The organism is Psychrobacillus soli, assembly GCF_006861775.1.
Taxonomy (GTDB): Bacteria; Bacillota; Bacilli; order Bacillales_A; family Planococcaceae; genus Psychrobacillus; species Psychrobacillus soli.
The window spans coordinates 1-16,691 of the sequence record NZ_VDGG01000021.1 but is presented as its reverse complement, the minus strand read 5'-3'; the positions used below and the strand labels follow the sequence as shown (position 1 = coordinate 16,691).

General features: G+C 37.9%; 19 protein-coding genes. 18 read left to right on the top strand and 1 reads right to left on the bottom strand.

Features of this window, described 5'->3' with window-relative positions:
* Nucleotides 1-34: 34 nt before the first annotated feature.
* Entirely contained in the window at nucleotides 35-523 is a 489-nt protein-coding gene (locus tag FG383_RS11480) for a methylated-DNA--[protein]-cysteine S-methyltransferase (RefSeq protein ID WP_142607530.1), read from the bottom strand.
* 193 nt (nucleotides 524-716) lie between these two features.
* Here FG383_RS11480 and FG383_RS11475 point away from each other — a divergent pair, with 193 nt between their 5' ends.
* The 18 genes from FG383_RS11475 (at nucleotide 717) to FG383_RS11390 (ending at nucleotide 16,544) form a co-directional block, all read left to right on the top strand.
* A complete protein-coding gene (locus FG383_RS11475) occupies nucleotides 717-1,595 on the top strand; it encodes an ABC transporter ATP-binding protein (RefSeq protein WP_185907922.1) in 879 nt (292 codons plus the stop codon).
* Nucleotides 1,595-3,199, top strand: a complete 1,605-nt coding sequence (locus FG383_RS11470) for an ABC transporter permease (protein ID WP_142607528.1) — start codon at nucleotides 1,595-1,597, stop codon at nucleotides 3,197-3,199. Before FG383_RS11475 ends, FG383_RS11470 begins: the two co-directional genes overlap by 1 nt.
* Before the next feature lie 261 nt (nucleotides 3,200-3,460).
* Nucleotides 3,461-4,081, top strand: a complete 621-nt coding sequence (locus FG383_RS11465; protein ID WP_142607527.1) for a TetR/AcrR family transcriptional regulator — start codon at nucleotides 3,461-3,463, stop codon at nucleotides 4,079-4,081.
* 12 nt (nucleotides 4,082-4,093) lie between these two features.
* Nucleotides 4,094-4,771 (top strand): MBL fold metallo-hydrolase, encoded by a 678-nt coding sequence (locus FG383_RS11460; RefSeq protein WP_142607526.1) that lies wholly within the window; start codon nucleotides 4,094-4,096, stop codon nucleotides 4,769-4,771.
* Between the two features lie 2 nt (nucleotides 4,772-4,773).
* The gene (locus FG383_RS11455) at nucleotides 4,774-5,112 is read left to right on the top strand and encodes a YrdB family protein (RefSeq protein ID WP_221887524.1); all 339 of its coding nucleotides are present in this window, start codon (nucleotides 4,774-4,776) and stop codon (nucleotides 5,110-5,112) included.
* Nucleotides 5,113-5,181: 69 nt separating this feature from the next.
* Nucleotides 5,182-5,886, top strand: coding sequence for a GntR family transcriptional regulator (locus FG383_RS11450; protein WP_185907916.1), 705 nt, complete (start codon nucleotides 5,182-5,184; stop codon nucleotides 5,884-5,886).
* 404 nt (nucleotides 5,887-6,290) lie between these two features.
* On the top strand, nucleotides 6,291-6,713 hold the full coding sequence (gene phnG, locus FG383_RS11445) for a phosphonate C-P lyase system protein PhnG (RefSeq protein ID WP_142607525.1): 423 nt from the start codon (nucleotides 6,291-6,293) through the stop codon (nucleotides 6,711-6,713).
* 19 nt (nucleotides 6,714-6,732) lie between these two features.
* Nucleotides 6,733-7,329, top strand: a complete 597-nt coding sequence (gene phnH / locus FG383_RS11440) for a phosphonate C-P lyase system protein PhnH (protein ID WP_142607524.1) — start codon at nucleotides 6,733-6,735, stop codon at nucleotides 7,327-7,329.
* Nucleotides 7,329-8,432, top strand: a complete 1,104-nt coding sequence (locus FG383_RS11435) for a carbon-phosphorus lyase complex subunit PhnI (protein WP_142607523.1) — start codon at nucleotides 7,329-7,331, stop codon at nucleotides 8,430-8,432. The genes phnH and FG383_RS11435 overlap by 1 nt, the downstream gene beginning before the upstream one ends.
* Nucleotides 8,422-9,288, top strand: a complete 867-nt coding sequence (locus FG383_RS11430) for an alpha-D-ribose 1-methylphosphonate 5-phosphate C-P-lyase PhnJ (protein ID WP_142607522.1) — start codon at nucleotides 8,422-8,424, stop codon at nucleotides 9,286-9,288. Before FG383_RS11435 ends, FG383_RS11430 begins: the two co-directional genes overlap by 11 nt.
* Nucleotides 9,281-10,120, top strand: coding sequence for an ATP-binding cassette domain-containing protein (locus FG383_RS11425; protein ID WP_142607521.1), 840 nt, complete (start codon nucleotides 9,281-9,283; stop codon nucleotides 10,118-10,120). Before FG383_RS11430 ends, FG383_RS11425 begins: the two co-directional genes overlap by 8 nt.
* 14 nt (nucleotides 10,121-10,134) lie before the next feature.
* Nucleotides 10,135-11,316, top strand: coding sequence for a phosphonate metabolism protein PhnM (gene phnM / locus FG383_RS11420; RefSeq protein ID WP_142607520.1), 1,182 nt, complete (start codon nucleotides 10,135-10,137; stop codon nucleotides 11,314-11,316).
* Between the two features lie 20 nt (nucleotides 11,317-11,336).
* Nucleotides 11,337-12,059 carry a phosphonate C-P lyase system protein PhnL gene (gene phnL / locus FG383_RS11415; RefSeq protein ID WP_142607519.1) on the top strand — a complete coding sequence of 241 codons (723 nt, stop codon included), beginning with the start codon at nucleotides 11,337-11,339 and terminating at the stop codon, nucleotides 12,057-12,059.
* On the top strand, nucleotides 12,049-12,873 hold the full coding sequence (locus FG383_RS11410; RefSeq protein WP_142607518.1) for a PHP domain-containing protein: 825 nt from the start codon (nucleotides 12,049-12,051) through the stop codon (nucleotides 12,871-12,873). The genes phnL and FG383_RS11410 overlap by 11 nt, the downstream gene beginning before the upstream one ends.
* 125 nt (nucleotides 12,874-12,998) lie before the next feature.
* Nucleotides 12,999-14,039 (top strand): PhnD/SsuA/transferrin family substrate-binding protein, encoded by a 1,041-nt coding sequence (locus tag FG383_RS11405; RefSeq protein ID WP_142607517.1) that lies wholly within the window; start codon nucleotides 12,999-13,001, stop codon nucleotides 14,037-14,039.
* A 78-nt stretch (nucleotides 14,040-14,117) separates the two neighbouring features.
* On the top strand, nucleotides 14,118-14,891 hold the full coding sequence (gene phnC, locus FG383_RS11400; RefSeq protein WP_142607516.1) for a phosphonate ABC transporter ATP-binding protein: 774 nt from the start codon (nucleotides 14,118-14,120) through the stop codon (nucleotides 14,889-14,891).
* A 13-nt stretch (nucleotides 14,892-14,904) separates the two neighbouring features.
* Entirely contained in the window at nucleotides 14,905-15,693 is a 789-nt protein-coding gene (gene phnE, locus FG383_RS11395) for a phosphonate ABC transporter, permease protein PhnE (protein WP_142607515.1), read from the top strand.
* On the top strand, nucleotides 15,693-16,544 hold the full coding sequence (locus FG383_RS11390; RefSeq protein WP_142607514.1) for an ABC transporter permease subunit: 852 nt from the start codon (nucleotides 15,693-15,695) through the stop codon (nucleotides 16,542-16,544). Before phnE ends, FG383_RS11390 begins: the two co-directional genes overlap by 1 nt.
* The last annotated feature ends 147 nt before the right edge of the window (nucleotides 16,545-16,691 follow it).

Genomic DNA, 16,691 nt, shown 5'->3' with positions numbered 1-16,691 from the left:
TAAATCAGCAACGGAATCAAAAAAACCCCCCCAATCATATTGGAAGTCTAGTAATACCTTTTTCATGCGCAAGTAACCATTCTTTTCTCCACAAGCCACCTGCATATCCAGTTAGTTTCCCGTCAGAACCGATAATTCTATGACAAGGAACTACGATACTTAGCTTATTTTTGCCGTTTGCACTTCCTACTGCACGAATCGCTTTTTCATTTCCAATGCTAATCGCAATGTCTTTATAAGATCCAGTTTCTCCATAAGGAATAGTTGTTAAAGCATTCCACACATTTTTTTGAAATTCTGTACCAACGCTAATAGAAGGAAATGAAAATTCTCGTTGCTCCCCTTTAAAATATTCATCCATCTGAACGTAGCATTCTTTAAGTACCGTAGGAGTTTCCTCCGTTAATGAATGTACTACCACACCTTGCTCTGCAAACAGGATAGAATGGACTGCTTCATCAGTACCGACGATTTCCAAAACCCCAATGGGAGTTCGATAGTCTACTTGAAATAGTTTACTCATATAACGCACCCCTTTTTCGATACTCCTAATATTATAAGCTTATAACAATTGGTCAATCTAGGTAAAGGATTTTGGGGTAGCTTCCACGAATTAAATAGTAAAGGAATCGGAAAAGGAATACTTTTTAGTTATTACATGATGCGAACCTGTTTTCACATGTAAGGGGAGGGAAAGAAACGTGACGATTGTAAAAATGACTAACTTAACCAAAAAGTTTGGGAAGTTTACTGCTTTAAATTATGTGAATCTCGATGTGAATGAAGGGGAAGTGTACGGTTTTATCGGTCCAAATGGGGCAGGTAAATCCACAACTATTCGTCTACTACTCGGTATGATTAAGGCAACTGAGGGTGAAGCAAAAATTTTTGGACTAGATGCCTGGAGTGATGCTGTTGATATTCATAAGCGAATTGCATATGTGCCCGGAGATGTTAACTTATGGCCGAACTTAACAGGTGGAGAAGTAATTGACCTATTTATGAAATTACGTGGAACTGGAAATAAAAGCAGACGCGAAGAAATGATTGAAAAGTTCAAATTAGACCCATCTAAAAAATGTAGAACGTACTCAAAAGGGAATAGACAAAAGGTTGCATTAGTTGCCGCATTCGCATCAGATGCGGATTTATTTATATTAGATGAACCGACATCAGGACTTGACCCGCTGATGGAAAGAGTATTTCAAGAATGTGTTATGGATGCCAAAGATGATGGGAAAAGTATACTACTATCCAGTCACATTTTATCGGAAGTTGAAAAATTATGTGACAGAGTAGGGATCATTCGTGAAGGTAAAATTATCGAAACAGGTACCTTAAATAATTTACGTCATTTAACTCGAACAAATTTACTTGTCGAAACGAAAATACCGATTCATGGATTAAGTGAGTTTATTGGGGTTTATGCAATGGAAGAAAAGAATCAATCACTTTCATTGCAAGTAGATGCAGAATATTTGGATAGTGTAATTAGACATATTAGCCAGTTTGGCATTGTGAGATTAGAAAGTGCACCACCTACATTAGAAGAATTGTTTATGCGCCATTACGAGGGAGCAGGAGGTGCACTCTGATGTCAAAAAAGCAGTTCAAACATACATGGATGCTCGGACGATTTCAATTACGTCAGGCTCGTTTACGGATACTTATTTGGATTGTAGCATTAGTACTAATAACATGTAGCACAGCTTCCGCATTTTCGAATTTGTACAAAAATTTGGAAGAAAGACAGGCGATTGCACAAACTATGTTGAACCCTGCAATGACAGCAATGGTCGGTCCTAGTAATGGCTTAGATAACTATACAAATGGAGCAATGATGGCTCATCAAATGCTGCTTTTTACAGCCATAACCGTGGCCATCATGAGCGTTTTATTTGTAGCAAAGCATACCCGAACAGAGGAAGAGGATGGTCAGATTGAAATGGTCCGTTCCCTACCTGTAGGACGTTTGTCGAATTTAAGTGCAACTGTTCTAGTTGTTATTGGAACAAATATGTTGTTGTCAATCCTAATAGGTTTTGGATTGTATATATTAGGGATCGAGAGTATGGATTTAGAAGGATCGTTATTATATGGAGCAGCTTTAGGTGTTACCGGAATTTTCTTCGCAGCAGCCACTGCAGTATTTGCACAACTATCCGAGAATTCGCGCGGGACGATAGGGCTAGGTTTTGGGGTACTAGTTCTTTCATATTTAATTCGAGCAATAGGTGATGTTGGAAATGAAACCTTCTCTTGGTTTTCACCACTAGGAATTGTAGTGAAAACCGAAGCTTATGTGCACAATTACTGGTCACCGATTTTTTTATTGGTTGGTTTAGCGTTGCTTTTAATAATACTTGCATTCTATTTGAACTCTATTCGTGACTTAAATTCAGGATTTCTTCCATCAAAGCCAGGAAGAATTCATGCATCGCCCTTTTTGCAAAGTCCGATTGGTCTCGCTCTAAGAATCCAACGTACAGGAATAATAGCTTGGGGAATTGGGATATTTATATTAGGTGCTTCTTATGGCTCTGTATTGGGGGACTTGGAATCATTTTATAAAGATATAGAAATAATGGATGCTTTAATAAAACCAGTGGAAGGTTTTTCATTAATAGAACAGTTTATTCCTGTGTTAATGATGGTAATGGCAATGTTTTGTACGATTCCTTCACTTATGGCAATTTTCAAGTTAAAGGGTGAGGAGAAGAAGAATCATACGGAGCATTTACTAAGTCGAGCAGTATCACGAACGAAGGTAATCGGAAGTTACTTTGTAATATCGATGGTTATTAGCTTGGGGATGTTATTGTTGGCAGTAATTGGATTATGGTCTGCAAGTACTAGAGTAATGGATAATGCTATTCCGATTAGTACAATATTAGAAACAGCGTTTGTTTATTTGCCAGCCATGTGGACGATGATTGGCCTTGCTGTATTATTGGTAGGCTTATTTCCTCAATTCACAGGCTTCACTTGGGTATTTTTTGTTTATTCATTTGTTGTCGTTTATCTTGGAGGTTTACTTCAGTTACCCGATTGGATGAGTAAACTCACACCATTTGGGTATATTCCACGGATTCCAGTGGAGGAGATGAATGTTATGACGGTCTCCATGTTGATAATTGTTGCGGTGGCTTTAATGATTGTGGGGTTCGTCTTTTATAATAGAAGGGATATTATAGGTTGATAGAAATAAGAATTTATTTAAATTTATCAAAATGTAAGGTGTTGTCATCGAGTATTCCTATTCGGAATATGCTCATGGTAACGCCTTTTTTACATGATCTTTGAAGGTAATTCTGGAAGGTTTGATGAAGAGGTCCAGTTTCGGGATCTATATTTCAAATTGGATTAATGAGAAAATCCAAAAAATGCATGTATATTGACTCAATACTAACCATTGGTTACTATATAACCAATGGTTAGTATTGAGGGGAGGGTGATGTAAATGAAAAGTAAACAAGAGCAACGTTCTGAAGAAACAAAAAAACAAATATTAGAATCAGCCGGAAAATTATTTGCTACAAAAGGATACGATGCTGTAACAATACGGGAAATTGCAAAGGATGCGGGTTGTTCACATACAACCATTTATCTTTATTTTAAAGACAAGGAAGCATTGCTTCACGAGCTATCGATGCCATCTCTGCTGGAATTAAATCAGCAATTACAACAAATTTCAAAGATGAATACGTTATCTGCGGAAGATAAATTAAAAAAAATTAGTCTAGAGTATATTCACTTTTGCCTACAGAATCGAAATATGTACGATATTTTTTTCAACGCAAAGTCTTCAAGGGTAGATGAAGAGGTGCCAGAACTGGCAATCAACAAACTACGATTGGAAATTTTTTCACTTATGAAGCTAATTATTCGAGAATGCCTTTCTATTTCAAATGAGGAACAATTATTGACCTTATCTCGCATTTATTACTATCAGTTGAATGGTATTTTAAGTACTTATTCGTATCAGCATGAACCGCTCGATGTATTAATGGAGCGATTGACGCCAACGTTTGACATTGCTATTGAAATTCTTTTATTAGGCTTCAAAGAAAAATTAAAGTAAGGGGATATGACAATGAAAGCAGAAAAGATTTCTGAACATATTTGGAGTTTAAAAACGTGGATGATAATTCCTATTCATGTGTGGGTAGTCGTAGATGAGGACGGGGTGACGTTAGTAGATGCCGGGATGCCGATGATGGCAAAAGGAATAATGAAATTTATTAAACAACTGAATGCCGGACCTTTGAAACGAATTCTCCTGACTCATGGTCATGTAGATCATGTTGGAGCGGTAAAGACGATCTTGACTGAAAATGAAGTGCCGGTATATGCGCACCAAATTGAAATTCCTCATTTGGAAGGGGAACTTCTATATCCAAAACGAAAAAAAATGGAATACAATTTACCTAAACAATTAACTAAACCGCTCTCAGAAGACGAGTTTGGAAACTTGCAATCAGTTGATGGACTGATACCATATTTGACTCCAGGGCATTCCCCGGGTCATGTTGTATATTATCACGAAAAGGATCAAGTGCTGTTAGCTGGTGACCTTTTTAATTCTAAAAAAGGAAAGCTACATCCTCCTATGTTCACCCCTTTCATGGATGAAGCAGTAAATAGTGCTGCCATTGTAGAGAAATTAAAACCGAAACGATTAGAAGTATGCCATGGTAGCTCAGTGTTTAACCCTGCTGAACAGTTAGAAGAATATGTTCGAAAAGCAGAGAAAAAACACGGAGGGATTTAATCGTGCTAATTGTTCAATATACGGTATTTGGACTGTTTTTTCTAATGGAATTATGTGCACTTGCTGCCTTTTCCTATTGGGGTTTTCAAATGAATCGTGGATTGCTTATAAATAGTTTACTAGGATTAGGAACACCACTTCTAATAGCGGTTTTTTGGGGTACTTTTATTGCTCCAAAAGCTTCCATTCCAGTGTCAATTCCATTAAGAATTATTCTTCAATCTATTATATTTGCTCTAGCCGTAGCAGCTTTATATTTTTCAGATAAAGGAAAGCTTGCAACTATATTTGGTGTTGTTGTATTAATTGAAATGATACTGATGTACACGATAGAAGAATGATAATATAGTGTTTTTTGTAGTAAAATATAAGATATCATCCATAGGGAGGAGATTCTTATATCAGCAGATATGGAGACACAAATTATCGACGACATCATGCATCAGATCGTTTCAAAAACAATGAAGCATGGAGAAAAACTACCTTCTGAAAACGAACTCACGACCAAATATAAAGTGCCAAGAATGACGGTAAGAAATGCTCTAACAAAACTAGAAGAACGTGGATATATTTACTCGGTGCATGGAAAAGGTCGATATTTAAAAGAAGCATCCACTCAAATCCAATTGCATTTAACAGGAAAAACGAGTTTTACAGATAAAATGAAAGAAGCAGGATATGATTTAAAAACAGAGAATATATTCTGCGAAAAAATAGCGTATAATGATCAACTCTTTCAAAATATAAACGCAAGCAAAAAGGATAACGTCTATAAAATAGGTAGAATTCGCTATATTAACGGAGATCCAATTGCCATTCACATTTCCTATGTGTGTGATAAGATGTTCCCGGAAATTGTGGAAGATGGTCCAAAGATCGAGTCGATGTTTACTTACTATCGAAAGCTCGGATACAACGAATTTGCCAGTAAAAAAAGCTTGTTAAGTATTACGTTTCCAACTTCGGATGAACAACAATTACTCTCTTGTAAAAGTATGGTGCCGCTCATCGTCGTGGAAAGTGATTGTATCGACTTAGCTTCAAACAAAGTGCTCGAACATACGAAAATACTGTATCGAAGCGATAAATTTAAATATGATATTACGATGGATTGACCAAAAGCAGGTAAAGGATGAAATTATTCCTTTACCTGCTTTTTAACGTTGTGTAGCAAATCGTTGTTAATAAGTCCTAAAAAAATGTGTAGTTTCTCTATTGATGAATCCAGTAAATGGCTTAGGGCAACCAACAAGTCATTAACAGTAACCAATTCTAGTTGAAAAGCAATCAAATCAATCCTGAGAGCAATCAAATTACTGTTGAAAGCAACCAATTCTCAATGAAAAAGGTTTACTTGAAGTGAGATGACGATGTATATGAAGTATTTTCCCTAAATAACGGCAATTACGCCAACCTACCAAGTCCAATTATTAAGCAAATTTACAAACATTTACGATACCTTAAAACACAGCAACTTGGCGACAAGTTAAGATGAACTTGCAAAGGAGGATTCAACTTTATGAAAAGAAGAAGACGAACCGAAATTCTCATTCAAGAAAATGGCCACTTAGCAGAAAAGCTAGCGGAAACAATTATAGATGTATATGAATGCAAAGAAATTCTCGCACCGCAATATGGATTAACGATGATCAAAATGCGAGAGTCCGCTAAAAACTCCTTATTTTATATAGGGGAAGTCCTTATAACGGAAGCAAAAGTGGAGATAAATAATTGCATCGGAATAGGAATCGTTGCAGGCATGGAAGATGAACTTGCCAAACATCTCGCAATAATCGATGCAGCATATAAAGCAGAATTACCAGAAACCATTACGTGGCAACCGCAGCTAATCGAAGCGGAAAAACAAATCACAAAAGAGCTTGTGAGAAAACAAGCAGAGCTTTTCAAAACGAAAGTTAACTTTGAAACGATGGAAGTCTAACGAAATAAGGAGGGATAGTATGGCTATTGATCAAGTACATGATTTGCAACAAGTTTACAGAAAAATATTGCATAGTATGTCGCGACCAGGCACAATTTCTTCGCTAGCTGATAACACAAGAAAAGTAGATTTCGACCTCTCGTGCTTTCATGCAACATTCTTAAGTGCAATGACATTTTTAGATGCGGAAGTGACTTTTCATATTCTTTCAACAGACCAACAAAACTTAATAGATAAAATTTCCGCATACACATCTTCAAAATTTGCACCGATTAACGAAGCAGATTTTATCATTATTTTACGGGAAGATACAGAAGAGTCCATTCAACATGCATTTTCTCAATGTAAAAATGGCACACTCATAGATCCACAACAGTCGTCGATTTGGATTATGGAAAGTTCACCCCTATCTAATGTGGGCGAACTAACATTAACTGGACCTGGCATACAAAATACAGCCGAATTACATACGAGTTTAACCTCGTCATTGTGGCAAGCAAGAAACGTACGAACGAAGGAATATCCACTAGGCATTGACTTGATTATTACGGATGAGAGCGGCCAAGTTGTCTGCATTCCTCGTACAACTTCAGTGGAAATGAAGGAGGTGCGCTAATGGGTTACGTTCCAGTAAAAGGTGGTACGGAAGCAATTGATGCTTCTATCAAACGTTTAAAATACGAGCGTCTTAAAGGAAATGAAATAATAGAAATCCAGACAATTATATCCACGATGCGTGGAATGATTGATCAAGTAATGTCCGAAAGCAGTTTATATTCACCTTTCTTAGCGGCACTTGCGATTAAACAAGCGGAAGGAAGTATGGAAGAAGCCGTTTTCCTTATGCGAGCACATCGATCTACATTGCCTCGCCCTTATTACAGTAAGACGGTGGAACCGGAAACAATGCTAGTTGAACGTCGTATTTCCGCAAGCTTTAAAGATATCCCGGGTGGCCAACTATTAGGTGCGACTTATGATTATACGCATAGATTATTAGATTTTGATTTGATAGACGAAAGTTCGGAAAGTGTTGAGCGGTGGTTACACAATTATGAAATGGAATTGCAGCAGGTAGAAAATTTCGATGAAGTGAAATATTTCCCTAAAGTAGTCGATTATTTACGCGAAGAAGGGCTGTTTGAAAAATACGAGGAAAACAATACAGCTCCTAAAGATATTACTAAACAAAGTTTACAATTTCCTTCCACTAGAAGTGAGCGACTGCAAGTGATGACAAGAGGACAAACAGGAGCTGTCACGTCTCTTGGGTATGCCTCGCTCAGAGGATACGGGCAAGTGCACCCAACAGTTGGGGAAGTGCGAGTCGGTGCTGTTCCAATTTATGTAGGGCATCCAGATGACATGGAGGATGACTATTATATCGGAGACATTAAAGTAACCGAAGTGGAATCATTCGTCCCAACGCAAGTGAAAAATGCCAACAATGAATATGAACTACAATTTGAAATTGGCTACGGTATTTGCTACGGGCAAAATGAAACGAAGGCGATTGCGATGAGTATTTTAGATCAATGCCTTGAGCATCCGGAAGCTGATTTTCCTACACATGATGAGGAATTTGTTTTATTGCATATTGACTCTGTAGAGTCGACAGGGTTTATTTCCCATTTGAAATTACCACATTATGTGACGTTCCAATCCAAACTGGATAGTGTGCGTCAAGTGAAGAAAGGGGTGCAGGAAGTTGAAGCCTAATACGCATTTTGCTTTTTTCGATGAAGGATCTAAAAAAGAAATTCGCCGTGCGATTATGAAAGCTGTCGCAATTCCTGGGTATCAAGTGCCATTTGCTTCTAGGGAAATGCCGATTGCAAGAGGTTGGGGGACAGGTGGTTTGCAAATTACGCTTTCCATCATCGGAAAATCCGATGTGCTGAAAGTAATTGATCAAGGTGCAGATGAGTCGGTGAACGCCGTTAGCATAAAAAAACTAGTTTATGAAACAACCGGTGTAGAGCTAACTGAACAAACGGATAAAGCGAGCATTATCCAATCGAGACACCGTATACCTGAAGTGGCGCTAACCGAAGACCAAATTATCGTCTTGCAAGTGCCAATGCCCGAACCCCTTCGCCCAGTGGAAGCAAGCGAGTTAAAGACAAAGAGCATGCATGCAGAAGATGATTATAGTGGAGTTTGGCTCATGTTATTCGAACAAATTATGAAGTATGGCAAAACAGCTACTGGAGCAGACCATCCGGTTTATGTAAATGATCGATATGTAATGGCTCCGAGTCCCATACCGCGATTCGATAACCCAAAAATGCACGAATCGGAAGCGTTAATACTGCTTGGAGCAGGGCGAGAAAAGAAAATTTATGCAGTACCACCTTATACGAATGTAGAATCGCTTGCTTTTGAAGATTATCCATTTGCGGTTGAAACTTTCGAAGGTAAGGATTGTCACTTATGCGGTTCAACGGATGTCTTTTTAGACGAACTTATCGATCCGCAAACAGGAGAAACGATTTATCAATGCAATGATACAAGCTTCTGTATAGATCAGTTGAATAAGAAAGAAGAAGTTGAGGTGCAGACGAGCTATGCATGAAGAACCAATATTACAAGTTAGAAATCTACAGAAGCAATTCGGTACAGGGTGTGTAGAATGCCGGCAAATGGAAACTAGAAAACTAGTGAAAAACTTTTGCAAAAGTTGTGGCACTGTATATGCTTGCCAAAATATTTCATTCGACTTGTATCCAGGAGAAATATTAGGGATTGTCGGAGAAAGTGGAAGTGGAAAGTCGACGATGATGCAATGCTTGTATTTTGATAGCGAAGTTTCATCAGGAGAAGCATATATCAACACACCCGAATTGGTGAGCAATAATGTATTTGAAATGTCTGCTCAGCAAAAGCGCTCCATCCGAAATCATGTGTATGGCATGGTTTATCAAAATCCAGTGCAAGGTTTGAAAATGAATTTTTCTTCAGTCGGTAATATCGCTGAGAAACTAATCGCGGCAGGAAACCGAAATGTTGGACAAATGGAAGAGACGAGCAAAAAGCTGTTAGAAAATGTGCACATCCCGTTGCATCGTATGAAAGAAGAACCGAGAAACTTCTCTGGTGGGATGCAGCAACGTGTTCAAATTGCGAAAGCATTATCAAACAATCCACCTATTCTGTTTTTAGACGAAGTAACGACAGGACTAGATTTATCTGTACAAGCGAATGTACTCGATTTAATCAAAGTAATCCAACGTGATTTAGGTATTAGTATGATTGTCGTATCGCATGATTTAGCTGTTATTCGCATGCTAGCAGACCGGACTGTTGTTTTACTGAACGGAAAAATTATCGAAGAAGGCTTAACAGATCAAGTGTTAGAAGACCCACAACATGAGTATACACAACAATTAGTTTACTCATTATTATAGGAGGAACGACTACTTTGTATATTATTCATAACGGAAAAGTTATAACAGAAGAAGGAATTATTGAAGGGAAAGCTGTCGTAGTTGTGGGAGAGATCATTGAGGCGATTATTCCTCAGGAAGAAGTATCCGGTTTTTCTAATGCAGAACTGATTGATGCAAGAGGTGGGTATATTTCTCCTGGTTTCATTGATATTCATTCGGATTATATTGAAACGATTGCATCACCAAGACCAACGAGCATGATGGATTTCAATATTAGTTTAAGAGAAGCAGAAAAGATATTGATCAGTCACGGAATTACAACGATGTTCCATTCTCTTTCTTTTTACAAAGAAGATGTGTTTACCCATAAACCGATGCGAAATCCGAAAAATATTCAACGAATGGTAGATGCAATTGATGCGACGCATAATGAATTGCATTTAATACGACACCGGTTACATGCGCGTTTTGAAATAGACAATATTGATGAAGTGGATAGTCTTGTCCAAAATATCGAAGATGGCAAAGTGCATTTACTATCCTTTATGGACCACACTCCTGGTCAGGGGCAATATCGTAATTTAGAAGTGTACCGTGAAACATTAAAAGGGTATCGCAATATATCAGATGATGATGTAAATGTGCTCATTGCGGAACGACAAAGTACAGAATTTTTAACGATTGAAAAGATAAAAGAAGTGGCGGATATTGCTTTATCTAAGGGGATTGCGGTTGCCTCTCATGACGATGATGACATAAAAAAATTAGCATTAGTGCAATCATTCGGAACCACGATTAGTGAATTTCCTATTACGCTGGAAGTTGCTAGAAAAGCAAAAGAAATCGGCTTACACACAATTGCGGGTGCACCAAATGTATTACTTGGAGGCTCGCACTCAGGAAACTTATCTGCTGCAGAAGCTATTTCGCATGATTGTGTGGATATTCTTTGCAGTGATTATTACCCTGCAGCGCTACTCCATGCCATATTTGATTTGCATGAAAAATACGGGAATGATTTACACAAAATGTTCATGATGGTTACGCTTAATCCTGCGAAAGCAGTACGTATGGATGATGAACTAGGCTCGATAAAAGTTGGGAAAAAAGCTGACATTCTTGTCATTGAAAGAATGGAAGATGGGTACCCAATGCTGACTGCAACAATGGTCAATGGTGTGTTAATCACGACGACCAATTACCGGATTAAATAATGAAATGAGGAGATAGCCATATGGCGATGCTAGAAATAGTGGATTTTGGCAAGCGTTTCACCATTCATCATTTAGGAAAAACGATGAATGCTATCCAAAGTATTAATCTTTCGTTGGAAGCAGGAGAATTCATCGGAATTGTCGGTAAGAGTGGTAGTGGAAAGTCCACCATACTAAAGAGTATTTATCGAACGTATTTGCCTGACGAAGGGAAAATTATGTACGACTCCGAACGCTTTGGGGAAATTGATTTGGCACAGGTTTCAGAAAGACAAATGTTGTATTTGAGAAAATACGAAATTGGCTATGTATCCCAGTTTTTAAGTGTGATGCCTAGAACGACATGCCGCCAGCTCGTAACGAATGCATTATTAGAAATGGGCGAGTCGGAAGCAGTTGCATTTGAAGAAGCAGAAAAAGCATTAGCTCATTTTGAATTGGACCCAAAACTATGGGATAGTTATCCAAATACTTTTTCCGGTGGGGAAAAGTTACGACTAAACATCGCGATGGCAACTGTGAAGAAACCTAGATTATTACTTCTAGATGAACCTACTGCGAGTCTAGACCAACAATCCAAAATAAAAGTTCGAGAAATCATCGAGAAACTTAAAAACCAAGGCACCACTTTAGTTGGAATCTTCCACGATATCGAATTTATGGACGGTTTATGTGACAAAGTGTATGACATGCAGAAAAGACAACTAACGACTACGAAAGAAGTAGTAAGTTATGAAAGTTGATCTACACGTGCATAGTAGTTACTCTGACGGGTCAGAAACTGCTGAAACCGTGATGAAACTTGCAAAGGAACGAGGCGTCACCCAAATTAGTTTTGTCGACCATGATACGGTTAAAGGACTATCTGAAGTACTCAAACTCGGTGAAAAATATGGAGTTGAAGTCATAGCTGGTATTGAAATTTCAGCGTATGACTTTAAAAGAGATCGGAAAGTACATGTACTTGGCTATAACTACCATCCAGATGCAGTGCATATCCAAACTATTTGTGAGGAGCTACTGAAACGACGTCAAGCGCATTCTCTTTGGCAAATCGAACAAATTAAAGCAACTGGATACGAACTAGATTTGAGTGCAATTGCAGAAACTGCTAGGCCATCAGAGACTATTTATAAGCAGCATATTATGCATCATTTAATAGATTCAGACTATACATCACCTGCGTATAAGCAATTGTATAAAAGCTTGTTTAAGGGTGATGGTGTGGCGTCAGGGGACGTTGTGTATATCGATGCGGTTGACGCTGTGAAAGCAATTGTCGCAGACGGGGGAATTGCTGTTTTGGCACACCCTGGTCAGCTAAATTCATATGATTTGATTCCAGAACTTGTGCCCTATGGTTTAGGGGGAATCGAGCGAAATCATCCGGATCACACGACCGAAGATCATCAAAAGGTGGAAGCTTTAGCACAGCAATTTGGTCTGTTCATGACAGGTGGTACGGATTTCCACGGGACATATGGAGCAAACATCGAACTTGGAGAGATTACTAGCCCATCTAATCTTCTTAAAGTTATAAAAAGTTGGTGTAAATAAAGTTAATAGTATATAAAGTTACTGTAAATTCCCACAATTGTAAAAAATAATATGGTTCAATGTAACAGTAAGGTGAACTAACAACTTTGCACTGCCATTTTATTTTGCGAAAAGGAGAATTATTAATGAAGAAGAGTTGGATTGGAATTACCCTGTTTTTAGTAGTTGCTCTATTATTATCAGCATGCTCAGAAGGAACAGCTGGAGCTAAGGATGCAAAAGTGGATGACGTTATTAAAATTGCTTGGTACCCAAATGAATCTGGGACAGATATGAAATCATCACGTGATGAAATCGGTCGAGTAATTGAAGAAGCAACAGGCAAAACAGTAGAACACCAATTAACAACAGATTATGCGATTGCGATTGAAACATTAATCAATAATAATGCAGACCTTGCTTTTATGGGAGCACAAGGATATATTGAAGCAAAAAATGGAAATGATTCTATTCAACCATTAGTAGTACCTACTGGTAAATCAGGTACGTTAGATGATGCATTATACCACAGCTGGTTAGCTGTAAATGTAGATGCACAAGACGATTTTAAAGTAGACGGAGAATTTTCATTGGATACGTTAGAACAAAAAAGTATGTCTTTCGTATCGAATAGTTCAACATCAGGATTTGTTGTTCCAACTTCATCAATTATTGGATATTATGCAGAAAAATCGGGCTTTGAGGATTTAGTTCCGGAAGATTTAATGGAAGGCGGACCGCTTTTCTCGCAAGTATTATTCGGTAACTCACATCAAGGTTCGGCAGTAAACTTATTAAGTAATAATTCAGAAGTAGCGGCTTTCTGTGACACTTGCGTAGGAAACTATGTAGAAGTTGTAGAAGGAGAAGAAAATAAAGTAGGAGCTGTTTATAAAGTAAAAGACGATGCAGCAGAACCTTTTAACACAGTAACTGGAAAAGAATTTATCTTAATGTCCGTGACACCAGTACTAAACGCACCATTCGCAGCGAACTTAGATGCATTAGGTCAAGAAGATTACGATACATTAAAAAAATTATTCTCTTCTGATGAAATTGCAAACAATAAACAAATCTTTGTTCCAAAAGATTCTGGTGAACCAGGTTTATTCTTCAAAACGGAAAATGAAAGATTCGCAGAAGTGGAAGATGCATGGTTCAATCCAATCCGGGAACTTTCTAACTGATGAACGATATTTTTGAAAAATTAGAGCATGCATGTTATACAGTGCATGCTCTAATTTACAAAAAAGGAGGTAAATAGCGTGGCGTTAGTACAAGTGAAAAACCTAGGTAAATCTTATAATCCACAAACGAGAGTGTTAAAGAATGTTAGTTTTGAAGTAGAAGCTGGAGAATTCGTTTCGATTATTGGTCTATCTGGAGCAGGAAAATCGACATTACTACGATGCATTAATCGAATGGTTGAAATCGATGAAGGAAATATCATTTTTGATGGCCTTGATGTGGGAAGTTTAAACAAAAGAGAATTACGTAAAATGCGCACAAATATCGGAATGATTTTCCAACATTATAACCTCGTACCACGCTTATCCGTTATTGAAAATGTATTACATGGTCGTTTAGGATATAAAACGACGCTACAAGGTGTATTTAATCGATTTACTGAGTTTGAAAAAGAGCATGCATTTTTTCTATTAGAAAAGTTAGGTATTGCAGATCATGCATATAAAAGATGCGATCAGTTAAGTGGTGGCCAACAGCAACGAGTTGGTATCGCCCGTTCTCTCATTCAGGAACCAAAAGTTGTGCTTTGTGATGAACCAATCGCTTCACTAGATCCAAACTCTTCTGAAGTTATTATGGACTACTTAAAATCGATTACGAAAGAATTAAATATTGCGTGTATCGTAAATCTCCATCAAGTAGAAATCGCATGTAGTTATTCGGATCGAATTATTGGTTTAAGTAAAGGCAACGTTGTATTTGATGGTCCAAGCTTCATGCTTACTGCTGACAATACAGATGAAATTTATGGAACAAAAACGGTAGAGACTAGAAAGCTAGTCACTGTGTGAGGGGCAACTAAACGTGAATGAAAAAGCAATGCGGAGCCAGCGAAAATGGCAAACAATTATTTGGGTAGCGATTATTATTGTCTTTACGTATTTAGCATCTGACATTACGAATTTTAACATTGTTCATGGGATTGCAACATTACCGAATGCCATTACATGGATATTTTCCAATTTGTATGTAACTCCAGAAACGTTTGAGAGATTGCCGAAAATACTAGAGAAATTAGCCGAAACTATTCTCATGTCTATTGCAGCAACAACAACAGCGACAGTCTTTTCTTTGTTCTTAGGGTTAATGGGCTCTAAAACGACTGGTACTAGTAGTATTCTAGGTGTATTTGCTCGATTTGTTGCTTCTGTTGCACGAAATATTCCAGTAGTCGCTTGGGCATTAATACTCCTTTTATCATTTGGTCAAAATTCGATGACAGGATATTTGGCACTATTTGTAGGTTCCTTAGGCTTTTTAACGAGAGCATTTATTGAAACGATAGATGAAGCTAGTCATAGTGCAGTGGAGGCGCTCCGAGCTACAGGTTCTACTTACTTTCAGATCGTCTTCAAAGCGGTTATTCCTCAATGTCTACCTCAATTGATCAGTTGGATTTTGTTTATGATTGAAACGAACATCCGAAGCGCCACACTAGTTGGCATTTTAACAGGGACGGGAATTGGATATTCTTTTGATTTGTATTATAAGACGCTTAACTATAATGCAGTAGCACTTGTTACTTTTACAATCGTCATCTCCGTAATTATTATTGAGCTTATGTCAAACAGAATACGGAAGGTGATCCTATAATGGAAGCCACTACCTCTTATGTCAAACGAAGAGCAAACGGTCGAATTTCGATTAAATCGGGGAATAAAGTGGAGCAAGTGATGACCGGGACAATCATCACTCTATCGATTCTAACAATACTAGCCTTTTTCTTCTTCAATTATGCAGGACTGGATGTAACTAAAGCTATCCCAGAAACGGCTTATAACTTGAAAACAATGTTCTTAGAGCCTGCTTTAAGCCATTTCACTTGGGGTGAAGCAATATATCAAGTAGGGATTACCCTTGGGTTAGCTTTCCTAGCAACGATTCTTGGCGCAGTTATCGCATTCTTTCTAGCCTTAATGGCGGCAACGAATCTATCTAATCCATGGATTTCCAAGACGGTACGAATTGTCGTAGCCTTCATTCGTGCGGTACCGACTGTTTTATGGGTTCTTATTTTTGCAATCGCAGCAGGACTCGGAAGTGAAGCAGCTGTTCTAGGTATGCTTTTCCATTCCATCGCTTACTTGGTCAAAGCATTTTCAGAGGCTTTTGAAGAAGTAGATAAAGGGATACTGGAAGCTCTGACTGCGACCGGTGCTAACTGGTGGCATATCGTCACACATGCGGTTTTACCATCTACTTTTACTTATTTGTTATCTTGGACGTTCTTGCGATTCGAGATTAATTTCTCTGTAGCAGTCGCAATGGGAGCAGCAGCTGGAGCAGGAGGAATTGGATTTGAATTGTTCATGGCATCTGGATTCTACTTTGACATGCGTGAAGTTGGGTTAATTACCTATATGATTTTATTGCTAGCAGTTGTTTTGGAGATTATGTCTACTCGATTGAAAAATCGCTATTTTCCAGCAAAAGCAAGTAGATAACAAGAAAAAGGCTTTCCTTGTAAAATGTACCCTATAGAGTAGACACTTAAAAAAAGGTCTACCTATAGGGTACTTTTTTGTATAATTAGAAAAAATAAAGAAAATACAGGGGAAGATTATGAGTAAAATAGTTTTTACAGAGAAAGA